The 20,118-nt window shown below is 62.3% G+C and carries 22 protein-coding genes; 19 read left to right on the top strand and 3 right to left on the bottom strand.

Annotated features, from left to right (window positions below):
- A complete protein-coding gene (locus BLR16_RS14205) occupies positions 1-876 on the bottom strand; it encodes a triphosphoribosyl-dephospho-CoA synthase (protein ID WP_003432101.1) in 876 nt (291 codons plus the stop codon).
- Positions 876-2,552, bottom strand: coding sequence for a malonate decarboxylase subunit alpha (mdcA, locus tag BLR16_RS14200; protein WP_003432104.1), 1,677 nt, complete (start codon positions 2,550-2,552; stop codon positions 876-878). The genes BLR16_RS14205 and mdcA overlap by 1 nt, the downstream gene beginning before the upstream one ends.
- A gap of 262 nt (positions 2,553-2,814) precedes the next feature.
- On the opposite strand from mdcA, the gene BLR16_RS14195 reads away from it, so the two are divergent.
- A complete protein-coding gene (locus BLR16_RS14195; protein WP_003366077.1) occupies positions 2,815-3,219 on the top strand; it encodes a PAAR domain-containing protein in 405 nt (134 codons plus the stop codon).
- Positions 3,220-3,405: 186 nt separating this feature from the next.
- Here BLR16_RS14195 and BLR16_RS14190 read toward each other — a convergent pair whose 3' ends face one another.
- Positions 3,406-4,185, bottom strand: coding sequence for a ParA family protein (locus tag BLR16_RS14190; protein WP_003432106.1), 780 nt, complete (start codon positions 4,183-4,185; stop codon positions 3,406-3,408).
- A 308-nt stretch (positions 4,186-4,493) separates the two neighbouring features.
- Here BLR16_RS14190 and BLR16_RS14185 point away from each other — a divergent pair, with 308 nt between their 5' ends.
- The 18 genes from BLR16_RS14185 to BLR16_RS14100 all read left to right on the top strand — a co-directional run bounded on the left by BLR16_RS14185 (position 4,494) and on the right by BLR16_RS14100 (position 19,987).
- On the top strand, positions 4,494-5,213 hold the full coding sequence (locus BLR16_RS14185) for a beta-ketoacyl synthase chain length factor (protein WP_003366073.1): 720 nt from the start codon (positions 4,494-4,496) through the stop codon (positions 5,211-5,213).
- On the top strand, positions 5,189-6,001 hold the full coding sequence (locus tag BLR16_RS14180) for a lysophospholipid acyltransferase family protein (RefSeq protein ID WP_044308707.1): 813 nt from the start codon (positions 5,189-5,191) through the stop codon (positions 5,999-6,001). Before BLR16_RS14185 ends, BLR16_RS14180 begins: the two co-directional genes overlap by 25 nt.
- On the top strand, positions 5,976-6,236 hold the full coding sequence (locus BLR16_RS14175; RefSeq protein WP_003316688.1) for a phosphopantetheine-binding protein: 261 nt from the start codon (positions 5,976-5,978) through the stop codon (positions 6,234-6,236). The genes BLR16_RS14180 and BLR16_RS14175 overlap by 26 nt, the downstream gene beginning before the upstream one ends.
- Positions 6,237-6,245: 9 nt before the next feature.
- Positions 6,246-6,500: an acyl carrier protein gene (locus BLR16_RS14170; RefSeq protein ID WP_003432110.1), complete on the top strand. Its 255-nt coding sequence runs from the start codon at positions 6,246-6,248 to the stop codon at positions 6,498-6,500.
- Positions 6,497-7,042 (top strand): COG4648 family protein, encoded by a 546-nt coding sequence (locus tag BLR16_RS14165; RefSeq protein ID WP_003432112.1) that lies wholly within the window; start codon positions 6,497-6,499, stop codon positions 7,040-7,042. The genes BLR16_RS14170 and BLR16_RS14165 overlap by 4 nt, the downstream gene beginning before the upstream one ends.
- Positions 7,043-7,052: 10 nt before the next feature.
- Positions 7,053-8,735 (top strand): acyl-CoA synthetase family protein, encoded by a 1,683-nt coding sequence (locus BLR16_RS14160; protein ID WP_044308757.1) that lies wholly within the window; start codon positions 7,053-7,055, stop codon positions 8,733-8,735.
- Positions 8,728-9,462, top strand: coding sequence for a glycosyltransferase family 2 protein (locus BLR16_RS14155; protein WP_003366060.1), 735 nt, complete (start codon positions 8,728-8,730; stop codon positions 9,460-9,462). Before BLR16_RS14160 ends, BLR16_RS14155 begins: the two co-directional genes overlap by 8 nt.
- Complete coding sequence (locus BLR16_RS14150; RefSeq protein WP_074806695.1) at positions 9,459-10,406, top strand: LpxL/LpxP family acyltransferase; 948 nt, start codon at positions 9,459-9,461, stop codon at positions 10,404-10,406. Before BLR16_RS14155 ends, BLR16_RS14150 begins: the two co-directional genes overlap by 4 nt.
- 65 nt (positions 10,407-10,471) lie before the next feature.
- Positions 10,472-10,921 (top strand): acyl-CoA thioesterase, encoded by a 450-nt coding sequence (locus BLR16_RS14145; protein WP_003432118.1) that lies wholly within the window; start codon positions 10,472-10,474, stop codon positions 10,919-10,921.
- A complete protein-coding gene (locus tag BLR16_RS14140; protein WP_003432120.1) occupies positions 10,918-11,532 on the top strand; it encodes an outer membrane lipoprotein carrier protein LolA in 615 nt (204 codons plus the stop codon). Before BLR16_RS14145 ends, BLR16_RS14140 begins: the two co-directional genes overlap by 4 nt.
- On the top strand, positions 11,516-13,879 hold the full coding sequence (locus tag BLR16_RS14135; protein ID WP_161437903.1) for an MMPL family transporter: 2,364 nt from the start codon (positions 11,516-11,518) through the stop codon (positions 13,877-13,879). Before BLR16_RS14140 ends, BLR16_RS14135 begins: the two co-directional genes overlap by 17 nt.
- Positions 13,880-13,933: 54 nt before the next feature.
- Positions 13,934-15,181 carry an NAD(P)/FAD-dependent oxidoreductase gene (locus BLR16_RS14130; RefSeq protein WP_074806689.1) on the top strand — a complete coding sequence of 416 codons (1,248 nt, stop codon included), beginning with the start codon at positions 13,934-13,936 and terminating at the stop codon, positions 15,179-15,181.
- Positions 15,178-15,912: a class I SAM-dependent methyltransferase gene (locus tag BLR16_RS14125; RefSeq protein ID WP_003432126.1), complete on the top strand. Its 735-nt coding sequence runs from the start codon at positions 15,178-15,180 to the stop codon at positions 15,910-15,912. Before BLR16_RS14130 ends, BLR16_RS14125 begins: the two co-directional genes overlap by 4 nt.
- Complete coding sequence (locus BLR16_RS14120) at positions 15,909-16,391, top strand: hypothetical protein (protein WP_003366040.1); 483 nt, start codon at positions 15,909-15,911, stop codon at positions 16,389-16,391. Before BLR16_RS14125 ends, BLR16_RS14120 begins: the two co-directional genes overlap by 4 nt.
- Positions 16,388-17,584 carry a beta-ketoacyl-[acyl-carrier-protein] synthase family protein gene (locus BLR16_RS14115; protein WP_003366038.1) on the top strand — a complete coding sequence of 399 codons (1,197 nt, stop codon included), beginning with the start codon at positions 16,388-16,390 and terminating at the stop codon, positions 17,582-17,584. The genes BLR16_RS14120 and BLR16_RS14115 overlap by 4 nt, the downstream gene beginning before the upstream one ends.
- Positions 17,581-18,036: a hotdog family protein gene (locus tag BLR16_RS14110; protein ID WP_003366036.1), complete on the top strand. Its 456-nt coding sequence runs from the start codon at positions 17,581-17,583 to the stop codon at positions 18,034-18,036. The genes BLR16_RS14115 and BLR16_RS14110 overlap by 4 nt, the downstream gene beginning before the upstream one ends.
- The gene (gene fabG / locus BLR16_RS14105; protein ID WP_003366033.1) at positions 18,033-18,761 is read left to right on the top strand and encodes a 3-oxoacyl-ACP reductase FabG; all 729 of its coding nucleotides are present in this window, start codon (positions 18,033-18,035) and stop codon (positions 18,759-18,761) included. Before BLR16_RS14110 ends, fabG begins: the two co-directional genes overlap by 4 nt.
- Entirely contained in the window at positions 18,761-19,987 is a 1,227-nt protein-coding gene (locus BLR16_RS14100; protein WP_058397759.1) for a beta-ketoacyl-ACP synthase, read from the top strand. The genes fabG and BLR16_RS14100 overlap by 1 nt, the downstream gene beginning before the upstream one ends.
- Positions 19,988-20,118: the final 131 nt, after the last annotated feature.

The raw sequence follows: 20,118 nt of genomic DNA, 5'->3' as shown, positions 1-20,118 counted from the left end.
TCAGGCACTCCTCGAAACAGGGCCGAGCGCAGGCTCAAGGCCATCGATGAACAGGCAGGCAGCCAGCAGATCCGCCGCGCCACCGGGCGAAGCATTGAGGGCCAGCAAGTGCTGATCAAGCTCGTTCAGTGCGCGGCGGCCCGCCAGACTGGCGCTGCCTCCGGCGTCGAGCACGCGCTGTGCCCCGTGCTGCATGGCATTCAGCCCTTCGATGCCGGCGCGATGCAGCACACAGGTGTCGTCCAGCGTAGTCATGATCGCCAACAGCGCATCCAACCGAGCGTTCTGTTCGCCGCTGCCTGCCGCACGGCTGCGTTGCAGTTGTGGCAAGGCGAACAGCCTGACCGCCGGGAACCCTTGCTGCGCCTGCTCTCTGGCGCCCATGACACCGTAACGCCGAACTACCTGATCACCGTGGCTATTCTGCGTGAGCACCTGGCGGTCCTTGATCTGGGCCAAAGCGGCAGCGCGCGCGCAGATGGCATCGGGCGCACAATCCCGAGCCTCCAGCGCGGCAGCGGTCACCAGCAGACCCAGCGCCCAGATCGCGCCGCGATGCGTATTCACCCCGCTGGTGGTGCGCAGCATGGTGGCTTCGCCTTCACGGCCAAGCCTGCCCAGTGCCTCACGCAATGGCCGGTCCACAACAGCGAACTGCGTGGCGGCGTCAGCCATCAACTTGAAAGTCGGCCACAATGACAACGCCGAGGAATGCATCAGCCCCAGGTGCAAATCGCTGTGCGCGCCGCTGCCACGCCGGTCCACCAGGGCCGGTTTGGGCGACAGGTCGGCTTCGTCGATCAAGGCGTCGACGGCCAGATCGGCCAGTCGTACTGCCAGCGAGGCCGATTGCGGTGCCAATTGAAGTGCGCTCATTACCAGCTCCTGAATTTGGCAGGCGGGTTGTAGAGGCCACCGGACCACTGAACCAGGTCGGCAATGCTCTTGGCGGCGAGCAGTTCACGACTGGCGTCGGTGCGGCGAATGCCGAGGTCTTCGGGCAGCGCGATCAGCCCTTCACGGCGCATGCGCGCGGTGTCCTTGGGGTTGTGGCGCAAACCGATCACAGTCACGCCCGCCACTGCCGCGATCATCGCCTGGCGTTCCTCAAGGCTGCGCGCCTTGTAGAGATAGGCGATGCCTTCTTCGGTCAGCAGGTGGGTCACGTCGTCGCCGTAGATCATGATCGGCGCCAGCGGCATGCCGCTTTTCTTCGCCACTTCGACCGCGTCCAGGGTTTCGACGAAGGTCGGTTTGCCGCCTTCCTGAAACGTTTCGACCATCTGCACCACCAACTTCTTGCCGCGCTCCAGGTAGGCAGCCGGGCCGTCATCGTGCTGCTGACGCATATCGAGCCAGGCGGGCGTGGCGTGACGCCGGCCGCGTGGGTCATGGCCCATGTTCGGCGCGCCGCCAAAGCCGGCCAGACGACCACGGGTGACTGTCGAGGAGTGCCCGTCGCCATCGACCTGCAGGGTTGCGCCGATGAACAGGTCCACGGCGTATTGCCCGGCCAGCTGGCAGAGCTGGCGGTTGGAACGCAGCGAGCCATCGCGTCCGGTGAAGAACACATCCGGGCGGGCAGCAATGTAGTTCTCCATGCCCAGCTCGGTGCCGAAACAATGCACGCTCTCGACCCAGCCGCTTTCGATGGCCGGGATCAATGTCGGGTGCGGATTGAGTGTCCAGTTGCGGCAGATCTTGCCCTTCAGGCCCAGCGACTCGCCGTAGGTCGGCAGAATCAGCTCAATGGCGGCGGTATTGAAACCGATGCCGTGGTTCAGCGACTGGACATTGTGTTTCTCGTAGATGCCGCGAATCGCCATCATTGCCATCAGCACATGCACCGGCTTGATGTGGCGCGGGTCGCGGGTGAACAGCGGCTCGATGTAGAACGGCTTGTCGGCGACCACCACAAAGTCGACCCACGAGGCCGGGATATCCACCCGTGGCAGCTCGCTGACGTCATCGACCAGCTGATTGACCTGGACGATAACGATGCCGTCGCTGAATGCCGCCGGTTCGATGAGTGCGGGGGTGTCTTCGGTACTGGGCCCGGTGTAGATGTTGCCGGCGCGGTCGGCCATGAAGCCTGCCGCCAGCACCACGTTGGGGATGAGGTCCACCACCAGCCGTGAATAGAGTTCGATGTAGGTGTGGATCGCGCCGATTTCCAGCAGGCCGTCTTCCAGCAACTGACTGATGCGCAGGCTTTGCGTGCCGGCAAACGAGAAGTCCAGCTTGCGCGCGATGCCTTGTTCGAACAGGTCAAGGTGCTCGGCGCGGCCGACGCTCGGCATGATCATGTGCAGGTCATGCACCTTGCCCGGATCGACTTTGGCCAGCGCGCGGGAGAGGAAGTCAGCCTGCTTCTGATTGTTGCCTTCAAGCACCACGCGGTCGCCGGAAACCAGCAGGGCCTCCAGCGCGGCGACGATATTGCCGGTCGGCAACACCACACCATCGGCCAACGCCCGCACTTGCTCCAGACGCCGCTGCTTCTCGCTGCGACGACGTGTCCAGCGTGCGTCGGGGGAAGTTGTTGTTGTCATGATCGCTCCACGATTTTGCTGTCGTCGGCCACCTTAGGAGCGATAGCGGTCAGGCATCAATCAAGCAGCGCGTCGAATCATTACGGCTGGAGTAACGATGGGGAAACGGACGTTTCGCCGGGTGCGTCGTCGCGCATGCAACATGCTCGAAACACCCGGCTGGTAATTGCGTAGGACCGGTCTTTAAAGGGCTCGGGGTGCTATCGGAATCCGTGTTTGCGCCTAGCCTTGAGGTTTTCCGTAAACCAGAGGCAGTAGCGCAATGTCATTTATAGTCAGGGAAGGCGATCTCACTACCACCGGCGGCTTCGTGCTGGCCGCATCGGCAAGCGAAGTCATCGAACTGCGTCGTGTGGCGCGCATGGGTGACCCGGTGTGGTGCCCGGCCTGCAGGCAGATTGGCTTCATCGCCCAGGGAAACCCCACCTACATCGACGAACTTGTGGCGGTCGCTACTCAGGGTCATGAGGTGCAGTGTGGCTGCGCACCCGGCAGCAACACGCTGACCACCTCGCAGGAGCACGTCCGGGCCGACATGGACGCAACCGTCGCCATCCCCGAAGAACTGGCCTCGACAGCGCGACTCTATGCCGAACATCTGGCGCGCTCATTGAGAGACGGCAGCTATACGCCCGAAGTACTCAGGCCTCTTTCGCAGCCATGTTGAGTTGCGAATCTCGTGCCCATGCTCCGTATTCAGCATACACATGCTTTGTGGGAGTGAGCTTGCTCACGAATGCGCTGGTTTAAACGCCCTGCTATCGGGGTCTGTACCGGCCCCTTCGCGAGCAAGCCCGCTCCCACATGACTTGCGTTTCAACTCTAGCGCCAAGGCTCCGTATAGGTATGCCCATCACGGATGGGCGTTGGTCTCGAGCAAGTGATGCAGTTCCATGAACTGCTGCGTCAGTTTGTGCCGTGGGTCGAGGTGGATCAGCGGCAGGTTGGCCTGATGCGACTCGCGCATTTTTACCGAGGCGTTGAGATAGACCGGCAGCACCGGCAGGCCTTCGGCAATCAGTTCGTCGAGCATCTGCTGCGGCAGGCTGGCTCTGGGCTGGAACTGGTTGACGATGATGCCTTCAACCTGAAGATCTTCGTTGTGGTCCTCTTTCAACTCCTCGATCTCGCGCATCAACCCATACAGCGCCTGTCGCGAGAAGCTGTCGCAGTCGAAAGGGATCAGCACCCGATCAGAGGCGATCAACGCCGAAACCGCATAAAAATTCAGTGCTGGCGGCGTATCCAGATAGATACGCTCGTAATCTTCGCTCAACTCGTCGAGCAGTTTGCGCAGCTTGTTGATCTTGTGCTTGGCCTCGAGCTTGGGCTGCAGGTCAGCAAGCTCTGCAGTCGCCGTGATCACGTGCAGGTTGTCGAACGGTGTTTCGTAGATATCGACGTGGTTCTTTTTGGCGACCGGTGAGCCGGACAGCGTGTTCTTGAAGAACTCGGCAATCCCCATCGGAATGTCCTGACCGGTCAGGCCGGTGAGGTACTGAGTCGAGTTGGCCTGGGCATCGAGATCGATCAATAACGTCCGATAGCCTTCGTGAGCGCTGACTGCAGCCAGATTGCAGGCGATGCTCGATTTGCCGACACCGCCCTTCTGATTGAATACCACGCGACGCATGCTTTGGATTCCTTGAAAGATGAAGAAACAGCAGGAGTGGCCGATAACGACCGTAAGAGGAAATCGAGTCTAGACAGTGCATGTGACAACGGTGAGCTTAACGCAAAACAGTTGCTGGCCGGTTGTCATACAGAAAAACGACTTCAACCTTAAAATACACGCCTGTAAACGGTTTTTATGTAACAAATTTGCTAGTAATGAGCCCCATCAGGATAATGCGCGCACTCGGTCAATTACCGCACCCAGGCTGATATCGACCTGATATCGATGTAGCGAGAAACAAGCCCGCAGGGGCGGGAAGAGAAGCCTTGATCACCTTCAACATTGCACGATGGCAAGCCTGGGCGCCGGGCCTGGCGAGCGCGGAAGACTGGCAGCGATGGAGCCTCGATCCGACGCTGCTGGAAACCAGTGATGCAGCGCCAGACGTGTCTTTTCTTCCTGCGATGCAACGCCGCCGCCTGGGCCGCATGGCGAGAATGGCGTTTGCCGTCGGCTGGCCATTGACTGAAGGGCTGGAGCGCGTCCCGCTGGTGTTTGTCTCGCGCCACGGAGAAACCCCGAGGACCTTTGAAATCCTGCGTGATCTGGCCGCCAACGAGCCGCTTTCACCGACCCAGTTCAGCCTTTCAGTGCATAACGCCATCATTGGTCTGTGGTCGATCATGCGCGGTGAAACAAGTGAGATGACAGCCCTGGCCGCCACAGGCGACGGGCTGGAGTATGGAGCATTCGAGGCCGCAGCGTTGCTGGCCGAGGGAGCAGAAGCAGTATTGCTTGTGGTGACTGAAGAACAGCCGCCGCAAGCCTATGCCCAATGGATTGATGACGTGCCCTTTCCCTACGCGGTCGGCTTGCTGCTGACGCCGGGGAATGAGTGGCAACTGTCTCTGAACACCGATACGCAAGGCACCAAGCGCACTCAGTGGCCCCATGCCCTGAACCTGCTGCGGGCCTTGCACACTGATCAATCCGTCTGCCTGCACCCTTGGAATAACCGGTTATGGAACTGGCAACGCAGTCACTGAAAAAAGGTCGGGACGCCTATTACTGGCGTCTGCTGGCAACAGGCATCAGCTTTGCCCTGTTCGGGTTGAGCGGTTTATGCCTGCGGTTGTTCGTTTTTCCAGTATTAAGTTGCCTGCCTGGCAGTGTGGCCAGCCATCAGCGCCGCGCGCGGCGGACCATCAGCCGCCTGTTCTGGCTGTTCATCCGCATCATGGCGCGCATGCGGGTGCTGACCTATGACGTGCAAGGCGCCGAAAAGCTTGGTCGCCCAGGGCAGATGATCATCGCCAACCACCCGTCACTGATCGATGTCGTGTTTCTGATCGGGCTGGTGCGTGACGCCAACTGCGTGGTCAAACGCAGCCTGTGGGAGAACCCGTTCACCCGCGGCCCTGTGCGCTCCACCGGTTACATCAGCAACGACGGCAGCATGGACATGCTCGACGCCGCCGTAGAGCGCCTGCAAAGCGGCCAGACACTGATCATTTTCCCGGAAGGCACGCGCACCCAGCCAGGCCAGCCGCCGGTCTTTCACCGCGGCGCGGCCGCCATTGCGCTGCGTGGCGCAAGCGTCATCACCCCGGTGACGATCAAGGTCCAGCCGACCACCCTGACCAAGGCAGAGCCCTGGTATCGCATTCCGCAACGCCGCGTGCACTTCACTTTGCGCGTTGGTGCCGATATAGAACCAACCGCCTTCAGTGCGCTAGGCCCACCGCCCCTGGCGTCCCGCAAGCTCAACGATTACCTGCATGACTATTTCACCAAGGAGCTCGCCTCAGATGAGCGATCTGCACCAGGACATTAAATTGTTGATCATCGATGCCCTGGGCCTCGAAGACATCACCCCGGAAGATATCGGCAACGATATGACGCTGTTTGGCGAAGGACTGGGACTGGACTCGGTGGATGCGCTCGAATTGGGCCTGGCCATCCAGAAGCGTTATGGCATCAGGATCGATGCCGATGCAAAGGACACCCGTAACCATTTCGCCAGCGTCGACAGCCTTGCGGCCTTCGTCAGCGCCAGACAACCGGCCTGAGAATTGAACATGCAAACCCGTGAAGACATCTTCGAAATCCTGCGCACCGCAATGGTGGAACTGTTCGAACTGGAGCCTGAGCGAGTCACGCTTGAAGCCAACCTGTATCAGGACCTGGAAATCGACAGTATCGATGCCGTGGACCTGATCGATCACATCAAACGCAAGACCGGCAAAAAGATTGCGGCTGAAGAGTTCAAGTCGGTGAGGACCGTGAATGACGTGGTAGAGGCCGTCTACAAACTGGTCAACACCGCCGAATGAAGCGGCTGATTGGCCTGATTCTGGTGCTGGCCGGCGTGCTCTATCCATTCGCCGTCTATTGGGGGACCGAGCATTTCGCCCCTTGGCAGTTCGCGCTGCTACTGGGCAGCCTGTGGCTGGCGCGCGCCCTGACCGGAGAGCGCAGGCAAGGCAGCCTGGCGATGGCGATTGTAGCGCTGATCTTTTGCGCGGTGCTCGGCGCCCTCGACAGTCACATGATGCTGCGCTGGTACCCGGTACTGGTCAGCACCTTCATGCTCGGCCTGTTCGGCTCAAGCCTGGTCTACGGCCCGCCGATCGTGGAAAAGATGGCGCGCCTGAACCGTCCCGATCTGCCTGAGGCGGGTATCCGCTATACACGTAAAGTCACGCAGATTTGGTGCCTGTTCTTTCTCGTCAACGGCCTCACGTCAGCCATCCTGACACTGTGGGCACCGTTGTCATGGTGGACGCTGTACACCGGCCTGATTTCCTACGGCCTGATGGGCGTGCTATTCGCTGTTGAATGGATCGTCCGCCCACCCTCAGCGGGCGGCAAATGAAATGGATCGCATGAACTGGTTGAACCTGGAACACCTGCTGCTCGATGCGCTGCCCGACCGGCTGCTGACGCTGGCCCCGACCCTCGACCACGCGCAGTTTCGTGATCAGGCGCTCGGCGTGGCTGCGGGGCTGAACGCGCGCGGCATCACACGCCTTGCAGTGCACCTCGAGGATGCCGCCGACCTGGCCATTGCGTTGTTCGCGGCCTGGCGCGCAGGTGTGCACGTGTTGCTGCCCGCCGACTTGCAGGGCCAGACCCGCGAGCGCTGGGCGAATCAGGTCGACCTGTGGCTGACTGACCTGCCGGGTGACACCCACCTGAGCGACCTGCATGCCGCGCCTCTCCCCGCGGCAGCGCTGGACCTCGACCAGTGCCGGCTGAGCCTGTGCACCTCCGGCTCCAGCGGCGAGCCCAAACTGATCGAAAAACACCTGCGGCAACTGGCCAACGAAGTCTGCGGGCTGGAACAGCTGTGGGGCGCGGAGCTCGGCGCGGCATGCATGATCGGCAGCGTGGCGACGCAACATATTTACGGGCTGCTGTTTCGTTTGCTCTGGCCGCTGTGCGCGGCACGCCCGTTCGTGCGCCGTCAGTTGCCGTTCGCCGAAGACCTGCAACGCGCCAGCCGTGAATACCCGTCATTCGCCTGGGTCGCCAGCCCTGCGCTGCTCAAGCGCATGGGCGACAATCTCGACTGGCCGGGTCTTGCCGCCGTGCGCCGGGTGTTCTCTTCCGGCGGCGCATTGCCGGCCGAAGCCGCACAGAGCCTGCAGCAACGCCTCGGTCAGTGGCCGACGGAAATTCTCGGCAGCTCGGAAACCGGCGGCATCGCCTGGCGTCAGGGCGGGCAACGCTGGCAGGCCTTCGACGGCGTAGAGCTGAGTCAGGATGCGCAAGGGGCGCTGCGCATCAGCTCGCCCTATCTGCCGCCCGGCCATGTCGAGCAGACCGCCGATGCGGCGCTGATCGGTGCAGACGGGCGCTTCGAACTGCTGGGCAGGCTCGACCGCATCGTCAAACTCGAAGAGAAGCGCGTGTCCTTGCCGCTGATCGAGCAGGCCCTCGCGGCTCACCCGTGGGTGAGTGAAGCGCGCCTTGGCGTGGTGCAGGCAAACCGTGCCTCGCTGGGCGCGCTGCTGGTGCTGAGCGACGCGGGCTTGCTGGTCCTGCGCAATCAGGGCCGTCGGGCGCTCACCGAAGCCTTGCGGCAGTACCTGCAACCGCACTGCGAAACCATCGCCCTGCCGCGTCGCTGGCGTCTGCTGCGGCAGATGCCGCTCAACGCCCAGGGCAAGCTGCCTCAGGCAGAGGTCGAGGCGCTGCTGCTGGCGCCACGCTCGAAACAGCCGGAAGTGCTTGAGCAACAGAACGTCGAAGGCGAGCTGCACCTGCAATTGAGCGTCCCGCCCGATCTGGCGTTTTTCAGCGGCCACTTTCCCAAGGCGCCGATTTTGCCGGGCGTGGTGCAAGTCGACTGGGCGATCAGCCTGGGCCAGCGACTGCTCGACCTGCCATGCGGATTTGCCGGTATGGAGGTGCTCAAATTTCAGCAACTGGTGCGTCCCGGTGATCGCCTCACGCTGACACTGCGCTTCGATGCGACACGCTCCAAGCTGCACTTCGCCTTTCGCAACGCCGACAACGCGCCCTGCTCCAGTGGCCGCATCCTCCTGGAGGACGACCATGCATAAGCCTTGCGTGATCATTCCGGTGTTTGACCACGAGCTGGCCGTGCCCAACGTGGTCAAGGCCGTGCGCAACGCCGGGTTGCCGTGCATTCTGGTGGACGATGCCAGCAGTCCGGCCTGCGAAGCCGTGTTACAGCAGTTGGCGCAGGGTGAGGCTATCCACCTGCTGCGCCTGCCGGTCAATCAGGGCAAGGGCGGCGCGGTAATGGCCGGCTTTCGCGAGGCGATCCGGCTGGGTTTCAGCCATGCGTTGCAGGTCGATGCCGATGGCCAGCATGATCTGAGTGATATTCCGGTGTTTCTGGAGCAGTCGCGCCAGCATCCGGATGCGCTGATCTGCGGTTATCCGCAGTTTGACGAGAGCGTGCCCAAAGGCCGTCTGTATGCACGCTACCTGACCCACGTCTGGGTGTGGATCAATACCTTGTCGTTGCACATTCGCGATTCCATGTGCGGCTTTCGCCTCTATCCACTGGCCCCGGTCCTGGCGCTGATCGACAGCGTGCAGATCGGCAGACGCATGGATTTCGACTCGGAAATGCTCGTGCGCCTGTCCTGGCGCGGCCAGCCGATGCGCTGGCTGCCGACCCGCGTTCATTACCCGCAGGACGGCCTGTCGCATTTCCGCCTGTTTCATGACAACGCCCTGATTTCGAAAATGCACGCCAAGCTGTTCTTCGGCATGCTGCTACGCCTGCCAATGCTCCTGTGGCGACGGTGGCGGCCATGAGCATCGACAAGTCGCCCAAGGAGCATTGGGCCAGTCATCAGGAGCGCGGCAGCTTCATGCTCATGAAACTCACCGCCTGGGGCATGCGGGTGCTCGGTCGGCGCCTGCTCAGCCCGGTGCTGTATGGCATCGTCCTGTATTTCCTTGTCTTCGGCCGACGTGCCCGGCACAGCATCTGGCAATACCAGCAGCACCTGGCGGACTGGAGCGGCAAACCCGAACTGCGGCCCAGCCAGCGCCGGGTGTTCGGGCAGTTCATGGCATTCGCCGATGCCTTGCTCGACAAGCTCGACGTGTGGAACGGCAGGCTGGGTATCGATCAGATCGAGATCGTCGACCAGGCCTTGCTGCGCCAGAACCTGCGTGGCCAACGCGGACAGATGCTGGTCGGTGCGCACCTGGGCAACCTTGAAGTGTGCCGAGCGCTGGCCGAACTCGGCGAAAAGGTCACCATGAACGTGCTGGTGCACACCAAACATGCCGAACGCTTCAATCGCCTGCTCGGTGAAGCCGGCGCGACCCATCTGCGCCTGATTCAGGTCAGCGAGCTGGACCCGGCCATCATGCTGCAATTAAGCCAGCGTCTGGACGAAGGCGAGTGGCTGGCCATCGCCGGTGACCGCGTCGCGCTGCATGGCGGGCGCAATGTGCAGGTCGACTTTCTCGGTCAGCCGGCCAACTTCCCGCAAGGCCCCTGGCTGCTGGCCGGGCTGCTCAAGTGCCCGGTCAACCTGTTCTTCTGCCTCAAGGGTGCGAAGGGCTATCGGGTGATTCTCGAACCGTTCGCCGACGCCATCGAGTGGCGGCGCAGCGACCGTGCCCAGGTCATCGAGCAGTGGGCCACGTGTTATGCCGAGCGTCTTGGGCACTATTGCCTGGAAGCGCCGCAGCAGTGGTTCAATTTCTACCCATTCTGGAAGTCTGCCGATGAATCAGGCTCATGAGCTGATCGCGCTCGGCGGTCATGTGCTGCGTTGTAAAATCAGCGCGGATCGCCACAGGAGGTTACATGCGCAGTAAGGGTTTCCTGCACATCGACACTGAAATCGTCGTGCCGTTTTTCGACGTCGACATGATGAACATCGTCTGGCACGGGCACTACGTGAAGTACCTCGAAGTGGCGCGCTGCGCGCTGCTCGATCATATCGGCCATAACTACATGCAGATGCTCGAATCCGGTTATGGTTGGCCGGTGATCGATCTGCAATTGCGCTATGTGCGCAGCGCCGTGTTCGGTCAGACACTGAACGTGCGCGCCAGTCTGGTGGAGTGGGAGAACCGTCTGAAGATCAATTACCTGATCACCGATGCACACACCGGTGAGCGCCTGACCCGCGCCAGCACTGTGCAGGTCGCCGTCGACAGCCAGAGCCGGGAAATGCAACTGGCCTCGCCGCAGGTGTTCATCGATGCCGTCGAAACTGCCCTTGAGAGCACAATAGAGAGCGCCTCGCCATGAACCGCCCGCTTCGTACCTTGATTCTGCTGGGTCTGCTGTGCCTTTCTTCTCTGGCGCAGGCGTTCGATCTGCAACAACTGAGCGATCAGCTCGCCAAGCCTGCCGTGGTGCAGGGTCGTTTCGTTCAGGAAAAACACCTGCGCGCCCTGCCGCAACCGCTGCTCAGCAAGGGCCGCTTCGTGCTCGCCAGGGATTTCGGGCTGCTCTGGCTGCTGGAAACACCGCTCAAACAGGATTACCGCATCAATGCCGACGGTATTGCCCGTCGTGAAGCCGATGGCAATGTCAGCACCTGGAAGCCGGTGCCGAACAAGAACGCCGGCGCCGAGCAGAACCGTCTGTTCCTGGCGGTCTTGCAAGGCGACAGCAGCGGTCTGCAGCGGGATTTCGACTTGCAGCTCAAGGGCGAGGCGAATGCCTGGCACCTCACCCTGACGCCGCGTTCGATGCTGCTGCAACAAGTGTTCAAACAGATCAACATCGACGGTGGCGAACTGGTGCAGCGTATCGAGCTGCTGGAAACCCAGGGCGACAGCACGGTCCTGAAAATGATCGACAGCAGCAGTGCCCCGACCCTGACCGATGCGCAGCGTAATGACTTCAAAGACTGAGCGGCTGTTGCCGCGACTGTTCCTGCTGATTCTGGCGGGCGTATTGGCGCTCGCGGGCTGGCAGTGGCACGACCGCTCGCCGCTGTCGGCCAACCTGATGGAGCTGGTGCCGGGCACCGATAACGACGAACTGGTCGTGAGCGCCGAAAAGCGCATGCAGGAACCGCTCAACCGCGAAATGCTGGTGCTGGTGGGCCACAGCGATCGGCAGAAGGCCGTCGAACTGGCACGCAATCTGGCTGAACAATGGCAGTCGACCGGCCTGTTCGAGAAGGTCCAGTGGTCGCTGCAGGCCGATCTGCCCGCGTTGCGCACCCAGTTGCTGCAAGGGCGCATCGCCATGCTGCCGACAGCGGACCGCACACTGCTGATCGACGACCCGAAAACCTTCATCGAACAGCGCGTACAGACGCTGTTCGACCCGTTTGCCGGGTTCAGCCTGGTGCCTGGCCAGGATGACTGGCTGGGGCTGACCGGACGTATCCAGAACGGCCTGCCGAAGCAGGGCTCGGTCGAGGCGGACCTGGCCAGTGGCGCGCTGGTGGCCAGCGCCGAGGGTAAAAGCTGGGTACTGCTGCGTTCGCGAACCCGAACCGATGCCTTCGACATGCACCTGCCCGGCCAGGTCGCGGACCTGCTGGCGCAAGCGCGGGTGCAGGCCAGTCAGGCGGGTGGTCAATTGCTCGCGGCCAGCGGGCTGCTTTACGCTGCCGACGGGCAGAAGCAGGCCAGCCGGGAAATCACCTGGGTCGGCGGTGGCGCAACGGTCGGTATCCTGTTGTTGCTGTTACTCGCCTTCCGCCGCTGGAGCGTGCTGCTGGCATTCGTGCCGGTGGTGGTCGGCATGCTCTTCGGCGCGGTGGCCTGCGTTGCGATATTCGGCAGCATGCACGTCATGACGCTGGTGCTGGGCTCGAGCCTGATCGGGGTGGCGGTGGATTACCCGCTGCATTACCTGTCCAAGAGCTGGAGCCTCAAACCCTGGCGCAGCTGGCCCGTCTTGCGCCTGACCCTGCCGGGCCTGAGCCTGAGCCTGATCACCAGTTGCATCGGCTACCTGGCGCTGGCCTGGACGCCGTTTCCGGCACTCACGCAAATTGCGGTGTTCTCGGCGGCCGGCCTGATCGGCGCCTACCTGACGGCGGTGTGCCTGCTGCCCGCGCTGCTCGCAAAAGTCGAGATCAGCCCTGCCCAGTGGCCGCTGAAAATGGCGCAATTGATGCTCGATTGCCGCGCCGCCTTGCTGCTGCGCATCAGCACACCGATCCTGCTGGTGCTGCTGTTGGTCTTCTGTGGCGGCGGACTCTGGCACCTGACCACCAAGAACGATATCCGCCAATGGGTGGCAGCACCTCAGGCGTTGACCGATGAAGCCCAGGCCATCGCACGGATCACCGGTTATCAGCCCACCAGCCAGTTTTTTCTGGTGCGCGGCAAGGACCAACAGCAGTTGCTGGATCGGCAGTCCGAACTGACCCAACGGCTCGAACAGCTGGTCAGCATGGACAAGCTGCAGGGCTACATGGCACTCAACCAGTTGCTGGATTCGCCTGCCGAGCAGCAACTGACCCGTGATGCACTGGGCAAATTGCCGCAACACTGGGAGCCATTGGTACAGCTTGGCGTTCCGGCCAACGCACTGAAAACCGAACTCGCGCAATTGCAGGCACTGCCAACGCAAGACATTGATCAGGCGCTTCAAGGCCCGCTCAGCGAACCGTGGCGCACGCTCTGGCTGGGCGCCAGCGAAGATGCCGAAGGCGACGCTCAGGTAGCCAGCATCGTCAGCCTGCGTGGCATGAACAGCATGGCGTTGCTGCGCGTGCAGGCCATAGGACTGGAGGGCGTGCAACTGGTCGACCGCCTGGGTGAGCTCAACGAGGTGTTTGCCCACACGCAGATCAGCGCAGCGGAATTGAAGCTGGCATCGTGCGTACTGATCGTCCTGCTGCTGATCGCTCCGTTTGGCTTCGGCGGTGCGTTGCGCATCGTCGCCCTGCCCCTGCTGGCGGCCCTGTGCAGCCTCGCCAGCCTGGGCTGGCTCGGTCAGCCGCTGACTCTGTTCAGCCTGTTCGGCCTGTTGCTGGTCACGGCGATCAGCGTCGATTACGCCATCCTGATGCGCGAGCAGATAGGCGGCGCGGCAGTCAGCCTGCTGGGCACGCTGCTGGCAGCGGTCACCACTTGGCTGTCGTTCGGCCTGCTGGCCGTTTCCAGCACACCGGCGATCAGCAACTTCGGCCTGTCGGTCAGTCTGGGGCTGGCGTTCAGCTTCCTGCTGGCGCCCTGGGCCAGCCCGCGTAAAGCGCTTCATTCGCCAGCCAATGCTGAAGGGCCACACGCATGAGTCTTGCAGCGTTGTCGTCACTCCCAGCCACCGCCCAACCGAAAAGGAATACCTGTGCCCATCACTGATAGGGAAATTCGTCAGGTCGTCATCATCGGTGCCGGCCCGGCCGGTTCAATAGCGGCTGCCCTGCTCAAACGCCAGGGCCATGACGTGCTGATCATCGAGCGCCAGCTGTTTCCGCGCTTCTCCATCGGTGAAAGCCTGCTGTGCCACTGCCTGGACTTCGTCGAAGAAGCCGGGATGCTGGAGGCCGTGCAGGCCGCCGGTTTCCAGCCCAAAAATGGCGCAGCTTTCGCGCGTGGCGAGCAATACAGCGATTTCGACTTCAGCGATACGTTCAGCAACGGCAAGCCGACGACCTTTCAGGTGCAGCGCAGCGAGTTCGACAAACTGCTCGCCGATCAGGCTGCGCTGCAAGGCGTGGACATCCGCTATCAGGAAGAGATCGTCAGCGCCGACTTCGATGGTCCGCAGCCGGTTTTGCGTGTGAGGCGTGAGGACGGCAGCGAATACAGCGTGCAGGCCAGCTTCGTACTCGACGCCAGCGGCTATGGCCGTGTGCTGCCGCGCTTGCTGGATCTGGAAGCGCCGTCGGGTTTTCCGGTGCGCCAGGCGGTGTTCACCCATATCGAAGACCGCATCGAAAGCCCGCCCTTCGACCGCCGCAAGATTCTCGTCAGCATCCATCCGCAGCACAGCGATGTGTGGTTCTGGTCGATCCCGTTCAGCGAAGGCCGCTGTTCGATAGGCGTGGTCGCCTCGGCTGAACGCTTCAAGGACAAGCCCGAGGATCTGGATGCCTGCCTGCGCGCCTTTATCGATGAAACAACGCAACTGGCCAGCGTGCTGAAAAACGCAGTCTGGGATACGCCAGCGAGAACCATCGGTGGCTACTCGGCCAACGTCAAGACCCTGCACGGCAAAGGCTTTGCGCTGTTGGGCAATGCGGCGGAATTCCTCGACCCGGTGTTTTCGTCAGGCGTGACCATCGCCATGCGTTCGGCGAGCATGGCGGCTGGCGTGCTGAGCCGCCAGTTGCAGGGCGAAAACGTGGATTGGGAAAGCGAGTTCGCGGTGCCATTGAAACGTGGCGTCGACACCTTTCGTGCCTATGTCGAGGGCTGGTATGACGGTACGTTCCAGAGCGTGATTTTCTACCCCGGCAGCGCTCCGGACATCCGCCGCATGATCAGCTCGATTCTGGCCGGTTATGCCTGGGACGAACGCAATCCGTTTGTCAGCGAGCCCAAGCGCCGCCTGCGCACACTTTCGGAAATCTGCGCGGACGGTGGTTCATGAGTCGACCGTTCCTGAGTGACAGTTATGTCGAGGAAACCCGCTTCGGCCTGTGGTTTCTGCGCAGCAACATCTGGCAGTACCGCGTGCTGCGCGTGGCGATAGATGACTTGCGCAGCCTGTTCGCCAGCCCGCCGCCGGTTGCGCCGGTGTTGCTCGACGCCGGGTGCGGGCAAGGCCGCTCGTTCCAGCATCTGAACAAGGTTTTTCAGCCGTCCAGGCTCATCGGTGTCGACGCCGATCCGCACAGCCTCGAGATGAGTCGCGAAGAGGCGCGGGCCAGAGGCGTAGAGGTCGAGCTGATCGGCAGCGACTGCGCAGCTCTGCCAGTACCCGACGCCAGCGTCGATTTGCTGTTCTGCCACCAGACTTTCCATCATCTGGTGGAGCAGGAACAAGCGCTGGCCGAGTTTTACCGGGTACTCAAACCGGGCGGCTACCTGCTGTTTGCCGAGTCGACCGAAGCGTACATCGACACCTGGGTGATTCGCTGGCTGTTCCGCCATCCGATGCACGTTCAGAAAAGCGCGGCGCAGTATCTGCAGATGATCCGCGACCAGGGTTTCGAGTTCGATGCACCGAATGTTTCGTACCCTTACCTGTGGTGGAGCCGTGCCAGGGACTTCGGCCTGCTCGAAGTCTTGAAACTGCAAAAGCCCAGGCCGTTCGGGCAACGTGAGGAAACGCTGGTCAATGTCGTGGCCCGCAAACCCCTGGAAGTAGAAGCATCATGATTCGCATACTGTTTTTAGCCTTCCTGCTGCTCGGCGGCTGTGCGGCACAAGCCCCGCTGCCGACCAGCGCACCGACCCTGCAATTGCCGATGCAGCTGCACATCGAGCGTCGCCAGGCCGATCAGCATCAGGACTGGCTGCTGATCATCCAGCGCGAAAACGGCGGATTGCGCTGGTCGATGATGGACCCGCTGGGCATTCCCCAGGCGCGCCAGTTGCTGATCGACGGCAAATGGCAAGCCGACGGTTTGCTGCCGCCCAATCCCGAAGCTCGCGAGCTGTTCGCTGCGCTGATGTTCGCCATGACCCCGGACCTGGAAATGCATGGCCGCTACCCGACGGCTTACCGCCAGGGCATGCAGCGACGCCTGGACGATCGCTGGCTGGTCGAATATCAGTCGGCCAACGCATTCACTATCCGCCTCAAGGACAGGCTGAGCTACAAGGTCACACCGCTGAACAACGAGAGCCTGCCATGACCGCCTATCTCAACGCGCTGGGCGTGATCTGCTCGCTGGGCGACAGCCGTGAAGAGGTGTCGCGCAGGCTTTTCGCAGGTGACAGCTCGGGCATGGTGTTCGAAAGCGGCTGGGTACCGGAACGTGCGTTGCCGGTCGGTGCGGTCAAATCCGCACTGCCGCCCATTCCGCCGGCCGTGCATTTGCATCGCAGCCGCAATAACCAGCTGCTGCTGGCCGCCGCCCTGCAGATTGAGGAGGACATCAGCCAGGCCATCACCCGCTTCGGCGCCGGGCGGATTGGCGTGATCATCGGCACAAGCACCTCGGGCATCGATGAAGCGAGCGAGAGCATGGCCGTCTGGCTGCGCGAGCGGACCTTCCCCGACGATTACGATTATCGGCAGCAGGAACTGGGCGCACCGGCAAATTTTCTCGCCGCCTGGCTGCAATTGAGCGGCCCGGCCTACGTCATCTCGACAGCCTGCACCTCCAGCTCGCGGGCATTGCTCAGTGCGCGGCGGGCGCTGGACATGGGCCTGTGCGATGCCGTGCTGTGCGGCGGCGTCGACAGCCTGTGCAGGCTGACCCTGCAGGGGTTCTCGGCACTCGAGGCCATGTCGCCGCAGCTCTGCAATCCGTTCTCCAGCAACCGCAACGGGATCAATATCGGCGAGGCGGCCGCACTGTTCCTGATGACTCGCGAAGCCGACAGCAGGCACTCGATTGCCCTGCTGGGTGCAGGTGCCAGCTGCGACGCTCACCACATCTCGGCCCCCGAACCCACCGGCCGTGGTGCGCGCGATGCAATGTTGCAAGCGTTGCGCAATGCGCGACTCGAGGCGGAGCAGATCAGTTATCTGAACCTGCATGGCACCGCCACGCCGCACAACGACGCGATGGAGAGCCTGGCCGTGCAGGGCGTATTTCCGAACGGCGTGCCCTGCTCCTCGACCAAACCGCTCAGCGGCCACACCCTGGGCGCAGCGGGCGCGCTGGAAGCGGCGTTTTGCTGGCTGAGCCTGGCACCGCAGAATGCCGAACGGGCCCTGCCCCCGCACCTGTGGGACAGCGAGGCCGATCCACTGCTGCCTGCGCTGCAATGGACACACGCAGGCTCGCGCCTGACACCTGAAAACGCTCGTTACATGATGAGCAATTCGTTTGCCTTCGGTGGCAACAACATCAGCCTGATTATCGGAGATGCCCCATGACCGAGTGGCCGCTCGCCGAACTCATCCCCCATGCCGGCGACATGATCCTTATCGATCAGGTGCTGAGCTTTGACGAAGAACAGATTCGAACCTGCCTGACCGTACGCGCCGACGGCCTGTTCAATCAAGCCGACGGCAGCCTGCCCGCATGGCTGGGCATAGAGCTGATGGCGCAGAGCGTCGCGGCCTATGCCGGTTGCAAGGCGCGCAACAACGGCGAAGCGGTCAAGCTGGGTTTTCTGCTTGGCAGCCGCAAGTTCGATTGCAACGTGACACGCTTCCCACTGGGCAGTGAACTGCACATCCATGCCGTGCGCTCCCTGCAGGACGACAACGGCATGGGCATGTTCGAATGCACCCTCACCGGCCCGGGTATCGAGGCTTTTGCCCGACTCAATGTATATTGCCCGCCCAACACTGCTGACTACCTGGCTGAAGGAGCCCCGGCATGACTGAATCGATACTGGTCACCGGCTCCAGCCGTGGCATCGGCCGCGCCATCGCCCTGCGTCTGGCGCAGGCCGGATACGACCTGATCCTGCATTGCCGCACTGGCCGCAGCGAAGCCGAAGCCGTGCAGGCCGAAGTCGTTGCGCTGGGCCGTCAGGCACGCGTGCTGCAATTCGATGTCTCGGACCGTGCCGCCTGCAAGGCAATTCTGGAACAGGATGTGGAGACGCATGGCGCCTATTACGGCGTGGTACTCAACGCCGGGCTGACCCGCGACGGCGCGTTTCCGGCGCTGAGCGACGATGACTGGGATCAGGTGCTGCGTACTAACCTGGACGGTTTCTATAATGTCCTGCACCCGTTGACGATGCCGATGATTCGCCGTCGTGCAGCAGGGCGCATCGTCTGCATCACCTCGGTTTCAGGGCTGATCGGCAATCGCGGCCAGGTCAATTACAGCGCTTCCAAGGCAGGGCTGATCGGTGCCGCCAAGGCGCTGGCCATCGAACTGGGCAAACGCAAGATCACCGTCAACTGCGTCGCGCCGGGGCTGATCGATACGGCCATGCTCGACGAGAACGTGCCCGTTGACGAACTGATGAAAATGATTCCGGCACAACGCATGGGCACGCCCGAGGAAGTGGCGGGGGCCGTGAATTTTCTGATGTCGGCCGAAGCGAGCTACATCACTCGTCAGGTTCTGGCCGTCAATGGGGGACTGTGTTGATGAAGCGTGTGGTAGTGACCGGCATGTCCGGCATCACTTCGGTGGGCAGCGACTGGCCGACTATCGATGCCAGCTTCACGGCCAATCGCAGCGGCATTCGCCGGATGGACGAGTGGAACCGTTTTGCCGAGCTCAATACCCGCCTGGCTGGCCCCATCGACGATTTCGTCGTGCCGGGGCACTGGACGCGCAAGCAACTGCGCAGCATGGGCCGCGTGTCCCGTCTGGCCGTGGCGGCTGCGGAGCAGGCCCTGATCGACGCCGGGCTGCTGAATGACCCGATCATTCGCGACGGCCGCATGGGCACGGCCTGCGGCTCGTCCACCGGCAGCACCGACGAGATCAAGGCTTTCGGCAACATGTTGATCAACTCGGTGGCTGTGGGCCTGAACGCCAACTCCTACGTGCGGATGATGCCGCACACCACCGCTGCCAACATCAGCATTTTCTTCGGCCTGACCGGACGCCTGATTCCGACCTCCAGCGCCTGTACCAGTGGCAGTCAGGGCATCGGCTATGCCTACGAGGCGATCAAGTTCGGCCGTCTGCCGCTGATGCTGGCGGGCGGGGCTGAAGAGCTGTGCCCGACCGAGGCCATGGTGTTCGACGCGCTGTACGCCACCAGCCTCAAGAATGATGCGCCCCACAGCACGCCACGCCCCTACGACAGCGGACGCGACGGCCTGGTGATCGGCGAAGGCGGCGGCATGCTGGTGCTTGAAGAGCTTGAGCATGCCCAGGCACGTGGCGCGCACATCTACGCCGAGATCGTCGGCTTCGGCAGCAACGCCGACGGCGCGCACAGCACTCGCCCCGAGCAGGCCACCATGCGCCGCGCGATGGAGCTGGCCCTCGAAGACGCCAACCTGCCGCCCGACGCCATCGGTTACGTCAACGGCCACGGCACCGCCACCGAACAGGGCGACATCGCCGAGACCCTGGCCACCAGCAGCCTGTTCGGCCCGCGCATGCCGCTCAGCTCGCAGAAAAGCTTCCTCGGCCACACGCTGGGAGCGTGCGGCGCGCTGGAGTCATGGTTCAGCATCGAAATGCTCAACAGCGATCGCTATATCCATACGCTCAACCTGGTCGACATCGACCCACAGTGCGGTGAACTGGACTACATCGTCGGCGAACCAAGGCACATGAGCAACGAATACGTGATGAACAACAACTTCGCATTTGGCGGCGTGAACACCTCGCTGATCTTCAGGCGTTGGCGCTAAGGGTGTTCTCTGAGACGCCTGCCGCTCCTCATGCTCCAGTCCACACACTTGTCGTTCCCACCCTCCTGCGTGGGAATGCAGTTCTGGTCGCTCTGCGTCCGATCTTTAGGTATCAACATGCCTACAAGAGA

The organism is Pseudomonas sp. BS3767, from assembly GCF_900099665.1.
In the GTDB taxonomy this organism is placed as follows: Bacteria; Pseudomonadota; Gammaproteobacteria; order Pseudomonadales; family Pseudomonadaceae; genus Aquipseudomonas; species Aquipseudomonas cerasi.
Note: the sequence above shows the minus strand (reverse complement) of the source record. Positions and strands in the feature narration are given on the sequence as shown.